The organism is Pseudomonas asiatica (assembly GCF_040214835.1).
Classification (GTDB): Bacteria; Pseudomonadota; Gammaproteobacteria; order Pseudomonadales; family Pseudomonadaceae; genus Aquipseudomonas; species Aquipseudomonas putida_Z.
The window spans coordinates 1,823,811-1,842,207 of record NZ_CP157874.1; the positions used below are offsets into that span (position 1 = coordinate 1,823,811).

The 18,397-nt window shown below is 61.7% G+C and carries 15 protein-coding genes; 9 read left to right on the plus strand and 6 right to left on the minus strand.

The genetic code is table 11. The features are described 5' to 3' along the window. Window positions 1-48 precede the first annotated feature (48 nt). Entirely contained in the window at window positions 49-477 is a 429-nt protein-coding gene (locus tag ABNP31_RS08285; protein WP_264209879.1) for a LexA family protein, read from the plus strand. A gap of 376 nt (window positions 478-853) precedes the next feature. On the opposite strand, the gene ABNP31_RS08290 is transcribed toward ABNP31_RS08285, so the two are convergent. Both ABNP31_RS08290 and ABNP31_RS08295 read right to left on the minus strand, forming a co-directional pair. Further along, window positions 854-1,426 (minus strand): TetR/AcrR family transcriptional regulator, encoded by a 573-nt coding sequence (locus tag ABNP31_RS08290; RefSeq protein ID WP_350013181.1) that lies wholly within the window; start codon window positions 1,424-1,426, stop codon window positions 854-856. Between the two features lie 125 nt (window positions 1,427-1,551). Continuing rightward, complete coding sequence (locus tag ABNP31_RS08295) at window positions 1,552-3,009, minus strand: TolC family protein (protein WP_350013182.1); 1,458 nt, start codon at window positions 3,007-3,009, stop codon at window positions 1,552-1,554. A gap of 95 nt (window positions 3,010-3,104) precedes the next feature. Here ABNP31_RS08295 and ABNP31_RS08300 point away from each other — a divergent pair, with 95 nt between their 5' ends. From ABNP31_RS08300 to ABNP31_RS08335, 8 genes are all read left to right on the plus strand, one after another. Then, a complete protein-coding gene (locus ABNP31_RS08300) occupies window positions 3,105-3,722 on the plus strand; it encodes a TetR/AcrR family transcriptional regulator (RefSeq protein WP_350013183.1) in 618 nt (205 codons plus the stop codon). Window positions 3,723-3,796: 74 nt separating this feature from the next. Further along, window positions 3,797-4,912 (plus strand): efflux RND transporter periplasmic adaptor subunit, encoded by a 1,116-nt coding sequence (locus ABNP31_RS08305; protein WP_085590658.1) that lies wholly within the window; start codon window positions 3,797-3,799, stop codon window positions 4,910-4,912. Then, complete coding sequence (locus ABNP31_RS08310) at window positions 4,909-8,040, plus strand: efflux RND transporter permease subunit (RefSeq protein WP_350013184.1); 3,132 nt, start codon at window positions 4,909-4,911, stop codon at window positions 8,038-8,040. Before ABNP31_RS08305 ends, ABNP31_RS08310 begins: the two co-directional genes overlap by 4 nt. 15 nt (window positions 8,041-8,055) lie before the next feature. After that, window positions 8,056-8,862 (plus strand): oxidoreductase, encoded by an 807-nt coding sequence (locus ABNP31_RS08315; RefSeq protein ID WP_350013185.1) that lies wholly within the window; start codon window positions 8,056-8,058, stop codon window positions 8,860-8,862. Window positions 8,863-8,923: 61 nt separating this feature from the next. Beyond that, complete coding sequence (locus ABNP31_RS08320) at window positions 8,924-10,402, plus strand: MFS transporter (protein ID WP_350013186.1); 1,479 nt, start codon at window positions 8,924-8,926, stop codon at window positions 10,400-10,402. Between the two features lie 31 nt (window positions 10,403-10,433). After that, window positions 10,434-10,979 carry a PaaI family thioesterase gene (locus ABNP31_RS08325; RefSeq protein WP_085706066.1) on the plus strand — a complete coding sequence of 182 codons (546 nt, stop codon included), beginning with the start codon at window positions 10,434-10,436 and terminating at the stop codon, window positions 10,977-10,979. A 102-nt stretch (window positions 10,980-11,081) separates the two neighbouring features. Then, the gene (gene fabF / locus ABNP31_RS08330; RefSeq protein WP_085706067.1) at window positions 11,082-12,365 is read left to right on the plus strand and encodes a beta-ketoacyl-ACP synthase II; all 1,284 of its coding nucleotides are present in this window, start codon (window positions 11,082-11,084) and stop codon (window positions 12,363-12,365) included. Window positions 12,366-12,367: 2 nt separating this feature from the next. Next, window positions 12,368-12,931, plus strand: coding sequence for a TetR/AcrR family transcriptional regulator (locus ABNP31_RS08335; RefSeq protein WP_085706068.1), 564 nt, complete (start codon window positions 12,368-12,370; stop codon window positions 12,929-12,931). A 344-nt stretch (window positions 12,932-13,275) separates the two neighbouring features. On the opposite strand, the gene ABNP31_RS08340 is transcribed toward ABNP31_RS08335, so the two are convergent. The 4 genes from ABNP31_RS08340 to ABNP31_RS08355 are packed head-to-tail and all read right to left on the minus strand — an operon-like array spanning window position 13,276 to window position 18,386. Then, entirely contained in the window at window positions 13,276-13,683 is a 408-nt protein-coding gene (locus ABNP31_RS08340) for a TetR family transcriptional regulator (protein ID WP_085706069.1), read from the minus strand. Then, window positions 13,680-15,569, minus strand: a complete 1,890-nt coding sequence (locus ABNP31_RS08345) for an integrase (protein ID WP_085706070.1) — start codon at window positions 15,567-15,569, stop codon at window positions 13,680-13,682. The genes ABNP31_RS08340 and ABNP31_RS08345 overlap by 4 nt, the downstream gene beginning before the upstream one ends. After that, window positions 15,566-17,242, minus strand: coding sequence for a hypothetical protein (locus ABNP31_RS08350; protein WP_085706071.1), 1,677 nt, complete (start codon window positions 17,240-17,242; stop codon window positions 15,566-15,568). Before ABNP31_RS08350 ends, ABNP31_RS08345 begins: the two co-directional genes overlap by 4 nt. After that, window positions 17,217-18,386: a tyrosine-type recombinase/integrase gene (locus ABNP31_RS08355; protein WP_350013187.1), complete on the minus strand. Its 1,170-nt coding sequence runs from the start codon at window positions 18,384-18,386 to the stop codon at window positions 17,217-17,219. Before ABNP31_RS08355 ends, ABNP31_RS08350 begins: the two co-directional genes overlap by 26 nt. Window positions 18,387-18,397: the final 11 nt, after the last annotated feature.

Consider the following 18,397-nt stretch of genomic DNA (forward strand, 5'->3'; position numbering starts at 1 on the left):
GATCTATCAGTTAACTGTATGTTTATACAGTTTGCCGAGCCGTCCATCATGTCCATCACATTTCTAGGAGCGCCAATCGGTGGCCCCACGCAGTTGCCGGTGTATTCGTTCCGCGTGCCTGCAGGCTTTCCTTCGCCGGCGGCGGATCACCTCGAGCGGCACATTTCCCTGGACGAGCTATTTGATCTCCGGGCGCCGCATATGTACCTGGTGCAGGTTGAGGGCGATAGCATGCAGGGCGCCGGCATTTATTCCGGGGATTTACTGATCGTAGACCGTAGTCGCGATGCCGAGCACGGTGACATCGTAATCGCGGCCATCAATACAGAGCCGGTGTGTAAGCGGCTGTATCGGCGTAATGGTGTGGTGATCCTGCAGTCTGAAAACCCGGCCTATCCGCCGAGGTATGTTATGGAAGGTGATGACCTGGTGATCTGGGGCGTGGTCCGCTATAGCGTGCGTGACCATGCGCAGTGACCAGGTGTTCGCGTTGATCGATTGCAACTCATCCGGACCCTTACTAACCGTTAGTATTGATTTTATTCCTGTAATTCAATGTCTTACTGTTTGTAACTATTTATAGATTTTTCGAGCTTCGCATTCTACTGAAGCCAGCCAATGGCAAGGATCTGCATGGCACCACACGAAATGCTGCTTCCTTCAGGCGACGATGGCTACTCACAGGCAGGATCAACGTAACGCAAGACCCCGAAAGCGGCATAGAAACCATTCATGCCCATTTTGAGGGGCATGGGCTAGCTTGCGGGGTGAGCGAGTGCAATGGCTCCCTTCTGCGGAGGGCCGTGGAATCGGTGTCCGAGTCAGCGTGGAATCCGCAATGAGGACGATGGATTTACTTTAGTTGGCTAAGCACTATACGCTGGATTTCCTCGACCCAAGGCTCGTTGCCAGCAGCCCTGCCAAGCAATTTTGCGCCTATGAGTGTGGTAAACAGGAGCAACACCTGATCTCGCGAACGGTCAAGCGAGGTCTCGCCGGCCGTAGCCTCCAGTAAGGTATCAAGCAGCAGCCTGGCACCCTGTTTATAAGCCTCGACCATTAAATCGTTATGGATAGTGGCTGCATCATGATTGAGGCCAACAATCGGACAGGTCGTTTCCTTGGCGGTTTCTGCGAGGTACCACTGCGCCAGATTTCGCAGCGCTGGAGTCGAATCTGGCGAGCTACCTGCCAGGACCGTGCTCCAGGTTTTCTGCTCCTTGAGAAAGGATCGGGCGCAGGCCTCCGCGGCCAAAGCCTCCTTCGACGAAAAGTGCTTGTAAAAGCCTCCTACAGTCAGCCCCACGGCAGCCATAACGTCGCCTACGCTCACACCTGAGTAGCCATGCTTGCGGAACAGGCTTGATGCCGTTTCGACAATCCTTTCTCGCGTAGCTTCAGCCTTGGTGCGGGTGGACAGCCCCATATGCTTATCTCCTCTTGGTATGGCCTTCCTGAGAAAATTGGCTCGCCTGTTAAAGGGGGCGCCCGGGCGGTTTGCACTGCAGCTGTTGAGCCAACAAAGCCAGGGCGGCCGCAACTCGTTTGTTTTTATCTAGATGCCACCTCGGTAGGAGGAGGAGACCAACCCCCACCCAGTGCCTTGAACGCCGCGACGGCGGCACGGGCCGATTCGGTTTGCGCCTGGGCTCTCGTATCGGAGGCGCGCAGCAAGCTCTCATCCGCTTGTAGAACTTCGATCAGGCTGACGACGCCTTGCTGGTAGGAGGCAAAGGACGCCTGTCGTGCACGGGCGAGCGAATCCACACCTTGCTCCAGCAGGCCCGCCTGCTCTTCACGCTTGACCAGGGCTGAGAAGGCATTTTCCACGTCTTCGGTGGCACGCAGGGCGGCCAGTCGGTACGCCGCCAGGCTCTCGGCTTCCCGGCCCTTGGCTAGGTCGATCTGCGCGTCGATGCGGCCGAAGTCGAACAGCCGCCAACGCAGGCCTAGCACACCGGAGGCCTGGCTAGCGCCGCTGCCGAACAGGTTGCCGGACGACATCGAGGTCGCGCTGCCGATCAGCCCGCTCAGGGAGAGCTTGGGGTAATACTCGGCGATGGCGGCGCCGATCCGTGCGTTCGCAGCGACCAGGCGGCGTTCGGCCGCAATCAGGTCGGGCCGGCGTCTGAGCAGTTCGCCCGGCGATCCCACTGCTGCAATCTGCGGGGCGAGCGGAATGGCTTTCACCTTGGCAAGTTCTGCGCGGTGCGTGCCTGGCGTTGAGCCCAGTATCACGTCCAATGTATTCATCGCCGTGTCCAGGCCCGTTTCCAGCAAGGGGACGGATGCCCGCACCTGGGCAAGCGCGCCCTCGACCTGATGCACCTGCAACTCGGCTGCCAGCCCCTGGTCATGCAGCAGGTTTACGGTCGCCAGCAGCTCTTCTTGCGTATCTACTTGCCGACGTGCAACGGCGATGCGAGCTTGTAGCCCGCGGATGATGATGTAGATATCGGCGGTCTGCGCCGCCACTGCTAGTCGTGTGGCGGCAGCGCCTGCCTTCGAAGCCTGGTAATCGGCCAGTGCCGCTTCGCGCTCACGGCGCAGTCCACCGAACACATCCAGCTCCCAACTGGCGCCTAGATTAGCTTCATAGGTGTTGCCGTAGCGGTCAAAGTCAGGTGTCGAGTTCAGTACCTGGCCCAACGGCGTCTCCACCGACTGGTAGGCTCTGGCTGCTTGGCTGCCGACAGAGCCGGATGGCACTAATGCTGCTTTTGCGGCCTCTAATCCTGCACGAGCCTGAGACACGCGGGCAGTGGCTTGGGTGAGATCGAGGTTCTGCTCAAGCGCCAGGGTCACAAAGTGGGTCAGTTGCGGGTCGCCGAACCCCGCCCACCAGGCAGCAAGGTCGGCACTGGTGCTGGCCTGTCGTCGATTGACTGCCGCCTGGCCTTGGTACTGCTGCGGCAGCGTCGTGTCCGGTTGAGCGTAGTCGGGGCCGACGGTGCAGCCGGCCGAGAGGCTGGCGAGGACGAGCAGGGCAAGCGGGCGTTTGGGTGGCATGGTTTGTTCCCGGGCAGGCGACGGAGAAGATATGTGACCATATTACATATTGGTCACTTATTGTCTATCACCGAATCGGCCTGTAGGCTATGCCCATGAACAAGACACCTTCCCCTAAAACGGCATCCCGTGGTCCGGTCGATCACGAGGTACGCAACCAGATCGTGGTCGCGGCTACCGAACACTTCAGCCTCTATGGCTACGAGAAGACGACGGTCTCCGATCTGGCCAAGGCTATCGGTTTTTCCAAAGCCTATATCTACAAGTTTTTCGAGTCCAAGCAGGCCATCGGCGAGGCAATCTGTTCGAACTGTCTGGGCCAGATCGAAGCCGAAGTCAGGGCCGCCGTCGATGAGGCCGAGCGCCCGCCGGAGAAGCTGCGGCGCATGTTCAAGGCGCTGGTCGAGTCGAGCCTGCGGCTGTTCTTCCAGGACCGTAAGCTCTACGAAATCGCCGCTTCTGCGGCGACCGAGCGCTGGTCGTCGGTACGCGCCTATGAGGAGCGCATCCAGCAGCTGATCCAAGACATCCTGCAGGAGGGACGGCAAAGCGGAGATTTCGAGCGCAAGACCCCTCTCGATGAAGCCGCGATGGCGATCCATCTGGTCATGCGCCCCTATCTCAATCCATTGCTCCTGCAGCACGGCCTCGACTACACCGACGGGGCTCCACAACTGCTGTCCAGCTTGATACTGCGTAGCCTGTCGCCATGACAATTGTGACTATTGACTAAATTGGTCACTAGATTCAAAGTGAGAGTCCCAACCCACTCGCCAATGGGACTCTCATGCTTTTGCGCCGCTTCACCTCATCCCTCGTCATCTGCGCATTGCCCCTTGCGCTAGTCGCCTGCGGCGAACAAGCGCCGTCCGATCCACGTACCGATGCGCCCTTGGTGCGAGTCGCCCTCGCTCAATCGGCGGCACCCGCGCCGCGCTCATTCACCGGCATCGTCGCAGCCAGGGTCCAAAGCGATCTGGGCTTTCGCGTAGCCGGCAAGGTGCTGGAGCGGCTGGTGGATACCGGACAATCGGTCAAGCGCGGCCAGGTTCTGCTGCGCCTCGACCCCGTCGACTTGAAGCTTGCCGCCCATGCGCAGCGCGAAGCGGTCGCCGCGGTGCGAGCGCGGGCGCAGCAGGCTATCGACGATGAAGCCCGCTATCGCGCGTTGCGCGGCACCGGTGCGGTATCGGCATCGGCCTACGACCAGTACAAGGCTGCGGCGGATGCGGCGCGGGCCCAGCTCAGCGCGGCCGAGGCCCAGGCGGAAGTCGCCGGTAATGCGACACGCTACGCCGAGCTGTTGGCCGATGCCGATGGCATTGTCATGGAGACGCTGGTCGAGCCCGGTCAGGTCGTCAGTGCCGGCCAGCCCGTGGTGCGAGTGGCGCATGCCGGGCCTCGGGAAGCCGTTATCCAGCTACCGGAAACCCTGCGCCCTGCGGTCGGCTCTGTCGCCCAGGCCACACTCTTCGGCAAAGACAACATCAGCGTTGCGACCCATCTGCGCCAACTCTCGGATGTCGCCGACCGCCTGACCCGCACCTTCGAGGCGCGCTATGTGCTGGAAGGCGAACTCGCCAGAGCGCCCCTGGGTACCACCATCACCGTGCAGGTAGCGAACGGGCAGGCCGATCAGCAATTCAACCTGCAGGTACCGATCGGCGCCTTGTACGACGCGGGCAAGGGGCCGGGTGTGTGGGTCATCCGGGGAGAGCCCGCTCAGGTAGCCTGGCAGCCGGTCACTGTGCTGCACCTGGACGACGAGCATGCCCGCATCACTGGCCAGCTCAAGCAAGGCGAGCAGATCGTCGCGCTCGGGGCACACCTGCTGCGTGAAGGTCAGCACGTTCGGGTCGACGGTCAGCCAGCTGTTGCGGTGGCCGAAGGAGGCCGCCCATGAGCGACGGTCGGTTCAACCTCTCGGCGCTTGCCGTGCGCGAGCACTCCATCACCCTGTTCCTGGTCTGTCTGATCTCGCTGGCGGGGCTACTCGCCTTCTTCAAGCTGGGGCGGGCAGAGGATCCGGCCTTTACGGTCAAGGTGATGACCATAGTCACCGCCTGGCCCGGTGCCACGGCCCAGGAAATGCAGGACCAGGTCGCCGAGAAAATCGAAAAGCGCCTGCAGGAGCTGCGCTGGTACGACCGTAGCGAAACCTACACGAGACCCGGCCTGGCTTTCACCACCCTGTCGCTGCTCGATACCACGCCTCCCTCGCAAGTGCCGGAGGAGTTCTACCAAGCCCGCAAGAAGATCAGCGACGAGGCGAAGACGTTGCCGTCCGGCGTGATCGGGCCGCTGGTCAACGACGAATACTCGGACGTCACCTTCGCCCTGTTAGCGCTCAAGGCCAAGGGCGAGCCGCAGCGCCTGCTGGTGCGCGACGCGGAGGCGCTGCGTCAGCGGCTGCTGCACGTGCCGGGAGTGAAGAAGGTCAACATCATCGGAGAGCAGGCCGAACGCATTTTCGTTGAGTTCTCCCATGAGCGCCTGGCAACGCTAGGGATCGGTCCGCAGGAGGTATTCGCCGCGCTCAATGCGCAGAATGCCCTGACGCCGGCCGGTTCCGTGGAGACCAAGGGGCCGCAGGTGTTCCTGCGCCTGGACGGCGCCTTCGATGAGCTGCAGAAGGTTCGCGACACGCCGGTGGTGGCCCAGGGGCGTACCCTGAAGCTGTCGGACGTCGCCACGGTCAGGCGCGGCTATGAGGACCCGGCGACCTTCCTGATTCGCAACGGTGGTGAACCGGCTTTGCTGCTGGGCATCGTCATGCGCGAAGGCTGGAACGGTCTCGACCTGGGCAAAGCCCTGAACGACGAAGTGAGTGCAATCAACGCCGAGCTGCCGCTGGGCATGAGCCTGAGCAAGGTCACCGACCAGGCCGTCAATATCAGCGCTTCGGTCGACGAGTTCATGATCAAGTTCTTCGTCGCGCTGCTAGTGGTCATGCTGGTGAGCTTTATCAGCATGGGCTGGCGGGTGGGCGTGGTGGTCGCGGTGGCCGTGCCGCTGACGCTGGCGATGGTCTTCGTGGTGATGGCGGCGACCGGCAAGAACTTCGACCGCATCACTCTGGGCTCGCTGATCCTGGCCCTGGGCCTATTGGTGGATGACGCCATCATCGCCATCGAGATGATGGTGGTAAAAATGGAAGAGGGCTACAGCCGGATCCAGGCCTCCGCCTACGCCTGGAGCCATACGGCGGCGCCGATGCTGTCTGGAACCCTGGTCACCGCTGTGGGCTTTATGCCCAACGGTTTTGCCCGCTCTACGGCCGGCGAATACACCAGCAACATGTTCTGGATCGTCGGCATCGCGCTGATCGCCTCGTGGCTGGTTGCGGTGATCTTCACGCCCTATTTCGGCGTCAAGCTGCTGCCCGAGATCAAAAAGATCGAGGGTGGGCATGAAGCCATCTACGATACCCCGCGCTACAACCGTTTTCGTCGTCTGCTGGGCCGCGTAATCGCACGCAAGTGGCTGGTTGCCGGTTCGGTGATCGGCCTTTTCGTCACGGCGATACTCGGCATGGGGTTGGTGAAGAAGCAGTTTTTCCCGATCTCCGACCGACCCGAGGTGCTGGTCGAGGTACAGATGCCCTACGGCACCTCGATCGCCCAGACCAGCGCCGCCACGGAGAAGGTCGAAGCCTGGCTGGCCCAGCAGGAAGAGGCCAAAATTGTCACGGCCTACATCGGCCAGGGCGCGCCACGCTTCTTCATGGCTATGGGGCCGGAGCTACCGGATCCGTCGTTCGCCAAGATAGTTATCCGTACCGACAATCAGGACGAGCGCGAAGCATTGAAGCATCGGCTGCGCCAGGTGATTGCCGAGGGTCTGGCCAGCGAGGCGCGGGTGCGCGTCACCCAGCTGGTGTTCGGCCCGTACTCGCCGTTCCCCGTTGCCTATCGGGTCACCGGCCCCAACCCGGACAAGCTGCGCGAAATCGCGGCGGCGGTACAGCAGGTGATGGACGCCAGCCCGATGATGCGCACGGTCAATACCGACTGGGGCACGCGCGTGCCGACGCTGCACTTCAGCCTGCAACAGGATCGCCTGCAGGCCGTGGGACTGACCTCCAGCGCCGTGGCCCAGCAACTGCAGTTTTTGCTCAGCGGTGTACCCATCACCGCCGTGCGCGAGGACATTCGCACAGTACAGGTGATGGCACGTGCGGCTGGCGATATTCGTTTCGATCCGACCAAGGTTATGGAATTTACCCTGGCAGGTGCCAACGGGCAGCGTATCCCACTGTCGCAGGTCGGCGAGGTGGAGGTGCGTATGGAAGAGCCGATTATGCGCTGGCGCGACCGTATGCCGACTATCACCGTACGCGGCGATATCGCCGAGGGTCTGCAGCCGCCGGATGTGTCGACGGCCATTAGCCGACAATTGCAGCCCCTGATCGAGCAGCTGCCGAGCGGCTACCGTATCGAGCAGGCGGGCTCCATCGAGGAGTCGGGCAAAGCGAGCAAGGCGATGCTGCCGCTGTTCCCAATCATGCTGGCCGTCACGCTGATCATCATCATTCTGCAGGTGCGCTCGATCTCGGCGATGGTCATGGTGTTTCTGACCAGCCCATTGGGGCTGATCGGGGTGGTGCCCACGCTGATTCTGTTCCAGCAGCCATTTGGCATCAACGCACTGGTCGGGCTGATCGCGCTGTCGGGCATCCTGATGCGCAACACGCTGATCCTGATCGGGCAGATCCGCCACAACGAGCAGGCAGGCCTGGACCCGTTCCGCGCGGTGGTCGAGGCTACCGTACAACGCGCCCGGCCGGTGATCCTCACCGCACTGGCGGCGATTCTGGCCTTCATCCCGCTGACCCACTCGGTGTTCTGGGGAACGCTCGCCTACACCCTGATCGGCGGCACCTTCGCCGGCACCGTGCTGACCCTGGTGTTCCTGCCGGCCATGTATTCGATCTGGTTCAAGATCAGGCCCGGCAACGGCAACGATGGCAGCCTGGCCGGCGTGGACAGGGCGCCCCCAGTGCGGCAGATGGCAGACCTTAAACTTCCCTGAACGAGAGAAACCACCATGGCGAACTCAAAAGTTGTGCTTGTTACCGGCGTGTCATCGGGTATCGGCCGCGCCGCCGCGGAGCGCTTTGCCCAGCGCGGTTGCCGGGTATTCGGCAGCGTGCGCAACACTGCAACGGCACAGCCCATAACCGGCGTCGAGCTAGTCGAGATGGATATCCGTGACGAGGCGTCGATCAGGCAGAGCGTTCAGCACATCATCGCCCAGGCCAGGCGCATCGACGTGCTGGTCAACAGCGCGGGGATGACCCTGCTCGGCGCGACGGAGGAGACTTCGATTGCTGAAGCCCAGGCGCTGTTCGACACCAACCTGTTCGGCATCCTGCGTACCACCCAGGCAGTACTGCCGCATATGCGCGAGCAAGGCGCCGGGCGCATCGTCAACGTCAGCTCGGTGCTGGGTTTCCTGCCGGCGCCGTACATGGGGCTTTACTCGGCCTCCAAGCATGCCGTGGAAGGGCTGTCCGAGACCCTGGATCACGAGGTGCGCAAGTTCGGCATTCGTGTCGCCCTGGTCGAGCCGTCCTTCACCAAGACCAACCTGGACCTCAATGCGCCCCAGGCGGCTTCCAGGATCGCGGCCTACGACAGCGAGCGCGGCGTCGTTGCCCAGGCCATACAAAGGAATGTCCAGAAGGCGCCGCAGCCCGAGGGGGTCGCTTCGACCATGGTCGAGGCCGCCTTGGGGGCCTGGAGAATGCGCCATACGCCCAAGGGCGAGGCCGCCCTGCTGAGCAAGCTGCGCCGTTTCATGCCGACCGGCCCAGTCGCGAAGGGCCTGAGGAAAACCTTTGGCCTCGCCTGACATCCCGTCCGGGCGTCACATCGCATTTGAACAGACACGCATGTATTAAGCGAGAGACTCCATGAACGCCCCCGACAGCCAGACCATCATGCCCTCTCCTGCCAATAAGGCACAGGCAGCGCCGAGCACGCATACCAGCACCGCCTCACCTTGGCGGGTATTTGGGGTGGTCAGTTTGGCGGTGTTTCTGGTGTCGATGGACGGCACCATGCTGTTCGCGGCCTTCGGTTCCTTGCGAGAAGGTTTTCCTCTGGCAACTCCGGCGGATCTCTCCTGGGTGCTCAATGCTTACACTATGGTCTATGCCGCGATGCTGATCCCGTCCGGTGGCTTGGCCGACAAGCATGGGCGAAAAAAGGTGTTTCTCGGCGGCGTTGCGCTGTTCCTGGCGGCATCTACCGCCTGTGGTTTGGCAAACAACGTGGGATGGCTCGTCGCGGCAAGAGTACTGCAGGCTATCGGCGCTGCACTGCTGACACCCGCATCGCTCTCACTCGTACTGGCGGCGTTCCCGCAAAGCCAGCGCGCCGTGGCGGTCAGCCTATGGGGGGCCGTCGGTGGCCTGGCCGCGGCGGTGGGGCCCAGCCTGGGGTCGTTCGTGATCGCATCGGTCGGCTGGCAGTGGGCGTTCTACCTGAACCTGCCTGTGGGCCTGCTTGCACTGTGGCGCGGCGCAACGCTATTGACGGAAGCAACCCAGCAAGCCAGGCCCCGTCCACTGGATCTGCTGGGCATGGGCCTGCTGATTATCGGCATCGGTGCCCTGGCGCTGTCCATCGTGCAATCGGAGTCGCCTGCCTGGTCACGCCATGAACTGCTGAGCGTTGCAGGTATCGGCCTAATGGGCATCGTCGGATTTGTCGTCTGGGCACGGGTCGCCAGCGCGCCGCTGGTGGATTTGAGCTTGTTTCGCAACCCTACTTACCGCTACGTCAACCTCGCAAGCTTGAGTTTCAGCATCGCGTTTTCGATGATGTTTTTCGCTTTCTTCTTCTACATGAACTCGATTTGGCACTACTCGCTGCCACTGGCAGGCCTGGCAATTACACCTGGTCCACTGCTGGTGACTCCGGTCGCCGCTCTGTCCGGTCGGCTCGCGAGTAGGCATGGCCACCGCCCACTGCTGCTGGCGGGCTGTCTGGTCTACGCGGCCAGTGGACTGTGGTTTTTGCTGGTACCGGGAGCCGAGCCGGCGTACCTGACGCAGTGGCTGCCGGGCATGCTGCTCAGTGGGATTGGTGTGGGCATGGTAATGCCGTCGCTGTCGGGAGCTGCGGTCAGCCGCTTACCTGCGAACCAATACGCCGTGGGCGGCGCTATCAACCAGGCAATCCGGCAAATTGGTTCCGTCATGGGCGTCGTCCTCACCGTGCTGCTGCTCGGCAGTGCCGGTTTGCAACGCGTCGACTTCGATGCCGTTTACCTGTGCCATGTCGGCTTGGCGCTGTTGACCGCAGCCTTGTGCCTGCCCGTCAACACGCGGCCAGCAACCCTCGTCAAACCCAATGACTCGGACGCAAGCCGAGAAACTACCAGGTAAAAAATCTGTACCTGCCCTGTCGGAGAGATCTATGGACATCGAGCAGAAATCCTTTGTCTGGACAAGCCAGCAGTCGGACGCAATGCAGCGCATGCGCGAAGGCGGCGGCAAGCCGGGGCTCGCCCGGATGGAACAACTCGCCGGCAAGAGCGGCCGCGAAATTCTCGAAGCCATGATGTCCGGCGAGCTGCCGTACCCACCCATGAACGAGACCATGAACATGACGTTGTTGGCGGTGGAAAACGGCCGTGCCGTGTTCCAGGGCATCCCGCTGCCGCAACACTACAACCCGCTGGGCACGGTGCACGGCGGCTGGCTCGCCACATTGCTGGACTCAGCCCTGGGCTGCGCAGTGCAAACCACGCTGCCGGCCGGACGCTCCTACACCACGGCCGAACTCAGCATCAACATCGTGCGATCTGCCTCCCACAAGATCGGCCCGTTACGGGCGGTCGGCACGCTGATCCACGGCGGGCGGCAGATCGCCACGGCCGAGGCCCGTGTCGAAGACGAGACAGGCAAGCTCTATGCCCATGCGACCACTACCTGTTTCGTCTTCGACGTGCCGACGGCTTGACGGCGAAGTGCGCATGGCCGGAACCGAGCGTATAAGCGACTAGAAAGCAACCGGGCGGTGCGCGTTGCGAGGCGCCGACCCTGTGACAAGCGAGGTGAGATTATGAGTGTCCGCAATGCAGTTCGAATCGTGGTGACCGGCACAGGTGTGGTCAGCCCCCTGGGCTGCGGCACCGAGACTGTCTGGTCACGCCTGCTGGCAGGGCAGTCGGGCATTCGAGCGTTGCCCGCCAAGTTGAGCGAAGGTACTGGCTGCGCGGTGGGTGGCCGGGTCCCTACCGTGGAGGACGATCCGCATGCGGGTTTTGACCCTGAGCGAACCATCGCCACCAAGGAGCGCAAGAAGATGGATCGCTTTATCGAGTTCGCCCTGGTCGCCGCCGATGAAGCCCTGGCACAGGCTGGCTGGCAGCCGACAGACGAAGCGCAGCGACAACGAACTGCGACCATCATTGCCTCCGGTGTCGGCGGCTTCGGTGCCATCGCCGAGGCGGTTCGCACCACGGACGAACGCGGCCCGCGACGACTGTCGCCATTCACCGCACCTTCCTTTCTGGGCAACATGGCCGCCGGGCAGGTTTCCATCCGCCATGGCTTCAGCGGCCCGCTCGGGGCTCCGGTGACTGCCTGCGCGGCCGGCGCGCAAGCCATCGGCGATGCGGCCCGGCTGATCCGCAGTGGCGAAGCGGATATCGCCGTATGCGGCGGAACCGAAGCCGCGATCCATCGCGTCACGCTCGGCAGCTTCGCGGCGGCGCGTGCCCTGTCCAGCGGATTCAACGACCGGCCTCGGGAAGCATCGCGCCCGTTCGACCGCGACCGGGATGGCTTCGTCATGGCCGAGGGCGCCGGCCTGCTGGTGATCGAATCGCTGGAGCATGCCCTGGCCCGCGGCGCCCAGCCGCTGGCGGAACTGGTCGGCTACGGCACCAGCGCCGATGCCTATCACCTGACCGCCGGCCCGGAGGACGGCGACGGCGCCCGCCGGGCCATGCAGCAGGCGTTACGCCAGGCCGATATCGCGCCAAGCGAGGTGCAGCACATCAACGCCCATGCGACCTCCACGCCGGTGGGCGACCGCGGCGAACTGGCCGCCATCCGCTCGGTGTTCGGCAGCGAATCGGGCGTGGCGATCACCTCGACCAAGTCCAGTACCGGCCACCTACTGGGTGCCGCCGGTGGCGTCGAGGCCATCTTTACCGTCCTGGCGCTACGCGATCAGGTCGTCCCGCCCACGCTCAATCTCATCCATCCCGACGAAGCGGCTGAGGGGCTAGACCTGGTCGCCCTGAATGCCCGGCACATGACGATCCGTCATGCGCTGTCGAACGGTTTCGGCTTCGGCGGCGTCAACGCCAGCCTGTTGTTTCGCCGCTGGGAGTCTTGAGCATGAGCCACCTCACGCAGAAGGACAGGCGCCGTGATAAACGTCGGCGCGAGATACTGGGGGCGGCGAGCGATGTGTTCACCGCATTCGGCTACGACCTGGCGAACATGCAAGCCATTGCCGACTCCGCCGGGGTGACTAAGGCCACCCTGTATGCGCACTTCGGCGACAAGGAGCAGCTGTTCCGAGCCGTCATCGATCACTGGTTGGAGGAGCTGCCGGAGCCGAAGCTGCCGTGTCAGGCAACGGGCGGGTTGCGCGCCTGTCTGCAGGAAGCCGCAGGTGAACTGCTACAGCAAAGCACGCATCCGGCCTTTCATGCTCTCACTCATATACTGCTGCGATCCAACCGAATTCCGCAGAAGCGCTGGCGCCAACGCCATCGCCCCTACCAGGCCTATCTTGAAAGGGCTTTGTCCCAGTCCAGACGCTGCAACGATCCCAGGCAGGCCTCCATCCAGTTTCTTCTGCTGGCGGTCGGAAGCATCGATTGCAACAACCTTATGGCGGTGAACGAATCGCGCGTTAGCGCCGCAGTGGAACTGTTCGTCCAAGCCTATGCGTGAGGCAAAGATCACCCGATCCGTTGGCATTGAACGCAGCGCGTAAGGTTGCTTTAGGTAACTACCAGAGCAACCTCAAGCTGGGTAGAGATCCTAGCTAGCGATGATGATCGACTGCTTTTGGCCGATTTCTGCCCGAACTGGAAGCACCAGGTCGTTCCCTGCCAGTTTAGGATCATGAAGCATGCCGGTCAGATTCGATGCAAATGACTGGTCAGATCGAGTGCTAATGGCTGGGCAAAGGCTGTGCAACTACTCAATCTGGATCGTCGGAAAGCGCATAAATGGCGGTGCTATGGGAGCATTATCAGTAGCGGGTTTAGAGAATGACTGCTATCGGGGTTACGTCAGAATATGCACGGGGGCAGGTCGATCACCTTGGAGTCGCTCTGCTTCGCCTGTAGAAGTCGGTTCTCGGCTAGCAAAACCTCGTTGATGGAGGCAAGGCTGGCTACCTTGGCGCGCAGTCCCTCTATCTCCCGGCGAAGCGCGCGATTCTTCTCACGCTCCGCACAGAGATCTTGGTGTTTCACGTCGCGTTGGGCGCGACTGGAACGCCCTTGAGCATCGCGGATCGCCTCAGCGATTATGGGGTAGTGGTTGTGAATCAGCGCCGTCGAAACGCCCGCCTCGCGCGCCACAGAGGCGATAGTGACCTTGGATTCTCCGGTATGTGCCCGGCCACGCTGGATGCGGGCGAGCGCGAGTTGCAAATCCCGCTCACGAGCGTCCGAGGGCTTGCGTTTGGTCGTCATGCTAGGTTCATCTCCGGGGCGTATCCAAGCTGCACGAGCACGTCACGGCAACGCTGCAGGTCGCGCACGATGCGCTGGCGGCCACCGTCCCCAATGTCGTTACAATCCAGCAATCCCTTCAGGTTGTCGTAGAGACGCTGGTATACGCCAATGTGGCTGCGCCCAATTACTGCGTTGTGGCAGTCGCCGCAGCGAGTCCGCTCTAATGTGTTGCCGATGCAACGGTCGTCGCTGGCGGTGCACCAGGCGTGGCCATTGCTGCGGATCGCGGTGCTCTCGGAAATTGAGGTCACCATCGATGCATGACTCTCGAAGATGGCGAGGTTCGCCGGATCGCGCCGCCAGCGCTTGATCGAGCGACCGTAGCCTCCGGCCAGCGGTTCGTCCTCCATCCAGGTGTCAACGACGCCGAACTTGATGTCTTCGAGTTCTGCCTGGATGTCGCTGTACAACTCGATGTCGAGGTGCTGACCCCAGTCCTCGTCCATGGAGTAGCCCAGCGTCATGTCCATGGACCAGTGTGCGAAGTGCTCGCGCATGTAGCGCAAGTCGCCGAATTGGCTGTGCGCCGCGTAGTTGGCGAATTTGCGGCGGAATTGATGGCTGGCGAGGTTCCAGTCCACCCCACAGCCCTGCACGAACGCTTTGAGGGCATGGTTCCATGTAATGCCCGACAGGGTGCGAACTAAATTGCCCTTTGCAGGGCACACCCCGAGAAAGAGTGCATGGTGATGCTTATGCGCCGTGGCGATTTCTGGGTCGCGCAGATTGACCCTTCGTCGCTCGGCAATCTCGGCGGCGATCATAGCCTGATACGGCTCGGCCCAACGCTCCATCATGCGCAACACGCGCACGGCGACTTCGGGGATCATCCAGTCGTGTACCCCAGTGTCGGTCTTATCCGACCTGGAGCGCATCCAGTGATAGATCGTTCCCTCGTCGTCCTCTGTGCAGCGGTGCGCGCCCGACTGGATGTTGGCCAGTTCGTGGTTGCGGCAACCGGAGGTGCTGGCCAGCACGATGTAGCAGGCAGTCCGTAGATCAAGGATCGCCTGATTAAATGCCCCCAAGCCGCCATCCCAGCCCAAAGTGGCGAGGTGGCGGTTTTTAGCCTCTATGACTGTTCTGGTAACCTGCCTTCTCCGTTGTGCTGCGACGGCATTGAGGGCATCGCGTAAATCGAGTAGCGCCTTGCCGTGCTGAACCTGTTGATAGGCTCTCTCGAACAGGGCGCAGAACACCTCATCCGGCATCAGCGGTGTTTTGCCACCCTGTTTACGAGCCGTGCCGCTGCCGGCCAGCGCATTCGCGGAAGTATCAGGCCAGGGATGCAGAGGGATCGGATCGTGGGTGTACTGGCTCAATTCATGAAGCGCCTCGACTGCCATGAAGCGGCGCTCAAGGGCGCTCTGAGACAGCGGCTTACCCTGGTTCCGGCTCGTCTGCTTGTACGCCCGACACTCGGCAACGTAGTTCGCGCAGACCATGGGTGTCACCGCGCCGAAGTGATTGAGCTTGAGCGCGTTTAGAAACCGTAGGAAGGGCAGCGCATTCTCAAAAAAATTTCGCAAAGTGCTCGCTTTGGGGCGCTTCTGCCCCGCGCGACCGCGCCGCAGGTAGCGGTACAGCAGAGCCTTCATCACGTCCTTAAACGCACGGGGCACGCGGCTGAAGTCCTGGCGCCGCAAGTTGTCTGGCACGTTGCTGGTAAAGCCGTCCAGCTGCCAAATATCGTCGCCGTAGCGGCTGAGGATGACCCAGTGCCCCTCGACCTGGATGGCGCTCACGATGAGTGCGTCGCGATCGCTCTTGGGTAGGTCGCATATTTCCCCCGGCTGGGACTCGATGTTCGCCCAAGATAGCGTGACTAGGTTATTGCCGCTCATGCAAAGATCTCCAGCTTTTCCACCACATCGGACGACCAGAACGGGTGCGGCTCGCGGCGCGCACGCTCGCGGGCGGCTTCGACGGCCGCCGGCTTGAAAGTCCCGCGCCGCAGCCCCTCAGCTACAATGTAGTCGTCAATCAATCGAGGAATGTGCGCGTATTCCTGTGTCCAACGCCGCTTGTCTATGCGTGTGCGCTCCGTGAATACACGGAAGTAGAAGCTGAATAGGCGGTGCAGATCTTCCTCCGTCACTGCGTAATGCTTGCAGCGCAGACAGTTGAGGAACGAAAAACACGCTGCCCCTTCACGTTTCGGTGCGTACTGGCCATTCATCGGGTCGCCGCAGCGCCCCATCGGGGTGGTCTGGTAGGTCGCGCCGATGGTGCGGGTCAGTAATTCTTGAACAAGTATCTCGCCCATAAATTTCCAGTTGCGCCTCGCGTCCCCGCTAGGTGCCAAATAATTTCGCCCGGCCACCTGTGGCGTGTTGCCAAGCGCGATGGCCGTAGTCACCAGGTCGCCCCCTAGTAACTCGAAAATTCGGTTGGCGAACGTTTTGCGGAGGCGAGAGATGTTGATGCGCAGCGGTTGGCCGTCGATATCGGTAAGCCCGTGGTCGGCCACGAGTTTTTTGATCGCCAGTTTCAACGTCCCGTCAGTCAGTGCAATGACCCGGCCGGGGCCTGGGCCGCGATGCACGCGATACAGCCACACGCGATCCTTGAGTTCGTCTGGGGCCTCCGCGCACAGCGGCTCGCTGTGGGCAAGGATGCGTCGTATCAGGCGCTCGACATTGGTCTTGACGGTTGGCGTGGATTCCAACAGATGTGCAGTCGTGTTCTCGGCGCGCAGCGCCACCTTGTGGCTGGTGTGGCCGCGGCGCTTCCAAAGGACCAGGAATACGCTGTTGTCCTTGGGATGGGCGCGCAGGCAATTGCGCTCCATCTCCAGCAGCGGCGTGGAGTTTCGCCCGGTGTGCAGTGCTACAGTCAGCAGGGCATAAGCCAACAATTCGCCAGTTACTGGGATATCGTCGTGCCAGATCGGCATGACCGCTTGCCTGAGTGCGGTGGTGAACGCCTGCCGCTGACGCTTCGGCAGCGGCGTTTCGCCCTTATGCTTGCCACTGTTTGGAAACGGATTTCGTGGGAAAGTCGCATCGTCCCCCGTGGAGACTAACGAAATAAGGCTACGCTGGCCCAACGCATGAAGGACGGACTTCGCGCTGGTGTAGTGGCCCCTCTGGCTAAGGGTGCTGATGCCCAGTCCAGCGAGGTGGCCAAGAAAGCCGTCAATTACAGCGCGATTAATATCGTCCAGGGTCAGCCCGCGCCCGAGCGCGGTTGCGCGCAGTGCAATGTAGTTTAGAAAGTGACGTAAACCACCTTTACAGATACTCGCCACGGAACTGGCCTCGAGCCCGCCGTCCTGCCGGGCCAGGAAGCGTTCGATCTGCCGCTGGCAGGCATAAGTGATCGGATCAATGCCCGTGCCGTACCAAGGGGCGAAGTCGATGCCCCGGGAGCGAGTGGCATTGCGCTCGAAGGCCACTACAGTAGTGGCCGGCGGAATCGCCTCCGGGAGAACGACAACATGACCCGCCGCATCGCGGCTGTGCTCGACATGTGGGACGCTGAGGTCGGTCCTATTGAATACCTTGCGTTTGCCCATTAGACCGCTCCAGCCCTTCATTCAATTCATCGTCGTAGGCCAGCACCGCGTCGTCGGCCAGTTCGTTGACCAAGTGCAGATAAACCATCGTCGTCTGAATGGAGCTATGGCCAAGCTGCCGCTGCACGAACACCAGCGGATCCGCCCCAGCGCGGTTTCGCTGGAGCGTGACTAGGGTATGGGTGGCGTAGGTGTGTCGTAGCATGTGGGTATGGACCCTGATACCGGCTCGCTTGCCGGTTTCCCGGACGATACGTGCGACGCGCTTGCCATCATCAGAGTAGGGCTCACCAAACTGGTTCAGGAACAGCGTCTCATGTTTGGTGCGGCTCAATGATGCCCGCTCACCGCGAACCTGCACTACATAACGATGCAAATCAGCGAGGAAGCGGCGACTGATGTAGATGTCGCGTGGTTTGCTGCCCTTGGTGCGCATGCCATGACCATCGTGTGGATCGAGGCGAATCCGGATGTTGCGCTCGCGCCTACCGGCTTTATCCGGATCGAAGATGTAGGCAAGCGGGAAAGAGGCGATTTCCTCCCGGCGCAGTCCCGTCTGAAGGCCGAGCCGAATCATCATGCGGTGATGCGGATTTTCCTGCGTCGCCAGCAATGCCTTGATCTCATCCATGCTTAGAAACTTCGGAAGCGCCCGATGCTTGCGCGGCATGACGTCGTTCACCATTGCTTTGGCGCCGCCGGCATCAACGTGGGCAAGGAAGCCGAGGACGCGTTTGACCGTTCGTTCCTCATAGCCAAACGGCAGTCTGCTCACCCATCCCTGCTGCTGTGCATACTCGTAGAACTTGCACACATAGTGCAGCCGTTGACGTGTTGTTGATGAAGCCAACTTGCAATCCACCAGGGAGTAGTCCCGGTAGGCCCCTACGACACTCTTGGCCTCGCCACGTTCCACGTCGCGCCAGTCAAGTTCATGCACTTGGAGGAAACTAAAAAAGTCATACAGCGCACGCCCTGTGCTTGGCCATGACTTTCGTGACCCAATAGCGCCACGCAACAGGTAGTGGCGAAAGAATTCATTGGCCGGGACGCAACTGTCCATCGTGTCCCAAAGCAGGATCGGAAAGCCTGGATAAGGACGACCGGCAATCACCAAGTCCTCGGTAGCCCACACAAGCTCCATCAACCTCCCTC

Excerpts from the sequence above, each read along its gene's own strand:
- ABNP31_RS08355 (WP_350013187.1), bottom strand. The coding sequence starts at position 18,386 with ATGGAGCTTGTGTGGGCTACCGAGGACTTGGTGATTGCCGGTCGTCCT.
- fabF (WP_085706067.1), top strand. The coding sequence starts at position 11,082 with ATGAGTGTCCGCAATGCAGTTCGAATCGTGGTGACCGGCACAGGTGTG.
- ABNP31_RS08325 (WP_085706066.1), top strand. The coding sequence starts at position 10,434 with ATGGACATCGAGCAGAAATCCTTTGTCTGGACAAGCCAGCAGTCGGAC.
- ABNP31_RS08290 (WP_350013181.1), bottom strand. The coding sequence starts at position 1,426 with ATGGGGCTGTCCACCCGCACCAAGGCTGAAGCTACGCGAGAAAGGATT.
- ABNP31_RS08350 (WP_085706071.1), bottom strand. The coding sequence starts at position 17,242 with ATGGGCAAACGCAAGGTATTCAATAGGACCGACCTCAGCGTCCCACAT.
- ABNP31_RS08310 (WP_350013184.1), top strand. The coding sequence starts at position 4,909 with ATGAGCGACGGTCGGTTCAACCTCTCGGCGCTTGCCGTGCGCGAGCAC.
- ABNP31_RS08335 (WP_085706068.1), top strand. The coding sequence starts at position 12,368 with ATGAGCCACCTCACGCAGAAGGACAGGCGCCGTGATAAACGTCGGCGC.
- ABNP31_RS08300 (WP_350013183.1), top strand. The coding sequence starts at position 3,105 with ATGAACAAGACACCTTCCCCTAAAACGGCATCCCGTGGTCCGGTCGAT.
- ABNP31_RS08345 (WP_085706070.1), bottom strand. The coding sequence starts at position 15,569 with ATGAGCGGCAATAACCTAGTCACGCTATCTTGGGCGAACATCGAGTCC.
- ABNP31_RS08285 (WP_264209879.1), top strand. The coding sequence starts at position 49 with ATGTCCATCACATTTCTAGGAGCGCCAATCGGTGGCCCCACGCAGTTG.
- ABNP31_RS08295 (WP_350013182.1), bottom strand. The coding sequence starts at position 3,009 with ATGCCACCCAAACGCCCGCTTGCCCTGCTCGTCCTCGCCAGCCTCTCG.
- ABNP31_RS08320 (WP_350013186.1), top strand. The coding sequence starts at position 8,924 with ATGAACGCCCCCGACAGCCAGACCATCATGCCCTCTCCTGCCAATAAG.
- ABNP31_RS08315 (WP_350013185.1), top strand. The coding sequence starts at position 8,056 with ATGGCGAACTCAAAAGTTGTGCTTGTTACCGGCGTGTCATCGGGTATC.
- ABNP31_RS08340 (WP_085706069.1), bottom strand. The coding sequence starts at position 13,683 with ATGACGACCAAACGCAAGCCCTCGGACGCTCGTGAGCGGGATTTGCAA.
- ABNP31_RS08305 (WP_085590658.1), top strand. The coding sequence starts at position 3,797 with ATGCTTTTGCGCCGCTTCACCTCATCCCTCGTCATCTGCGCATTGCCC.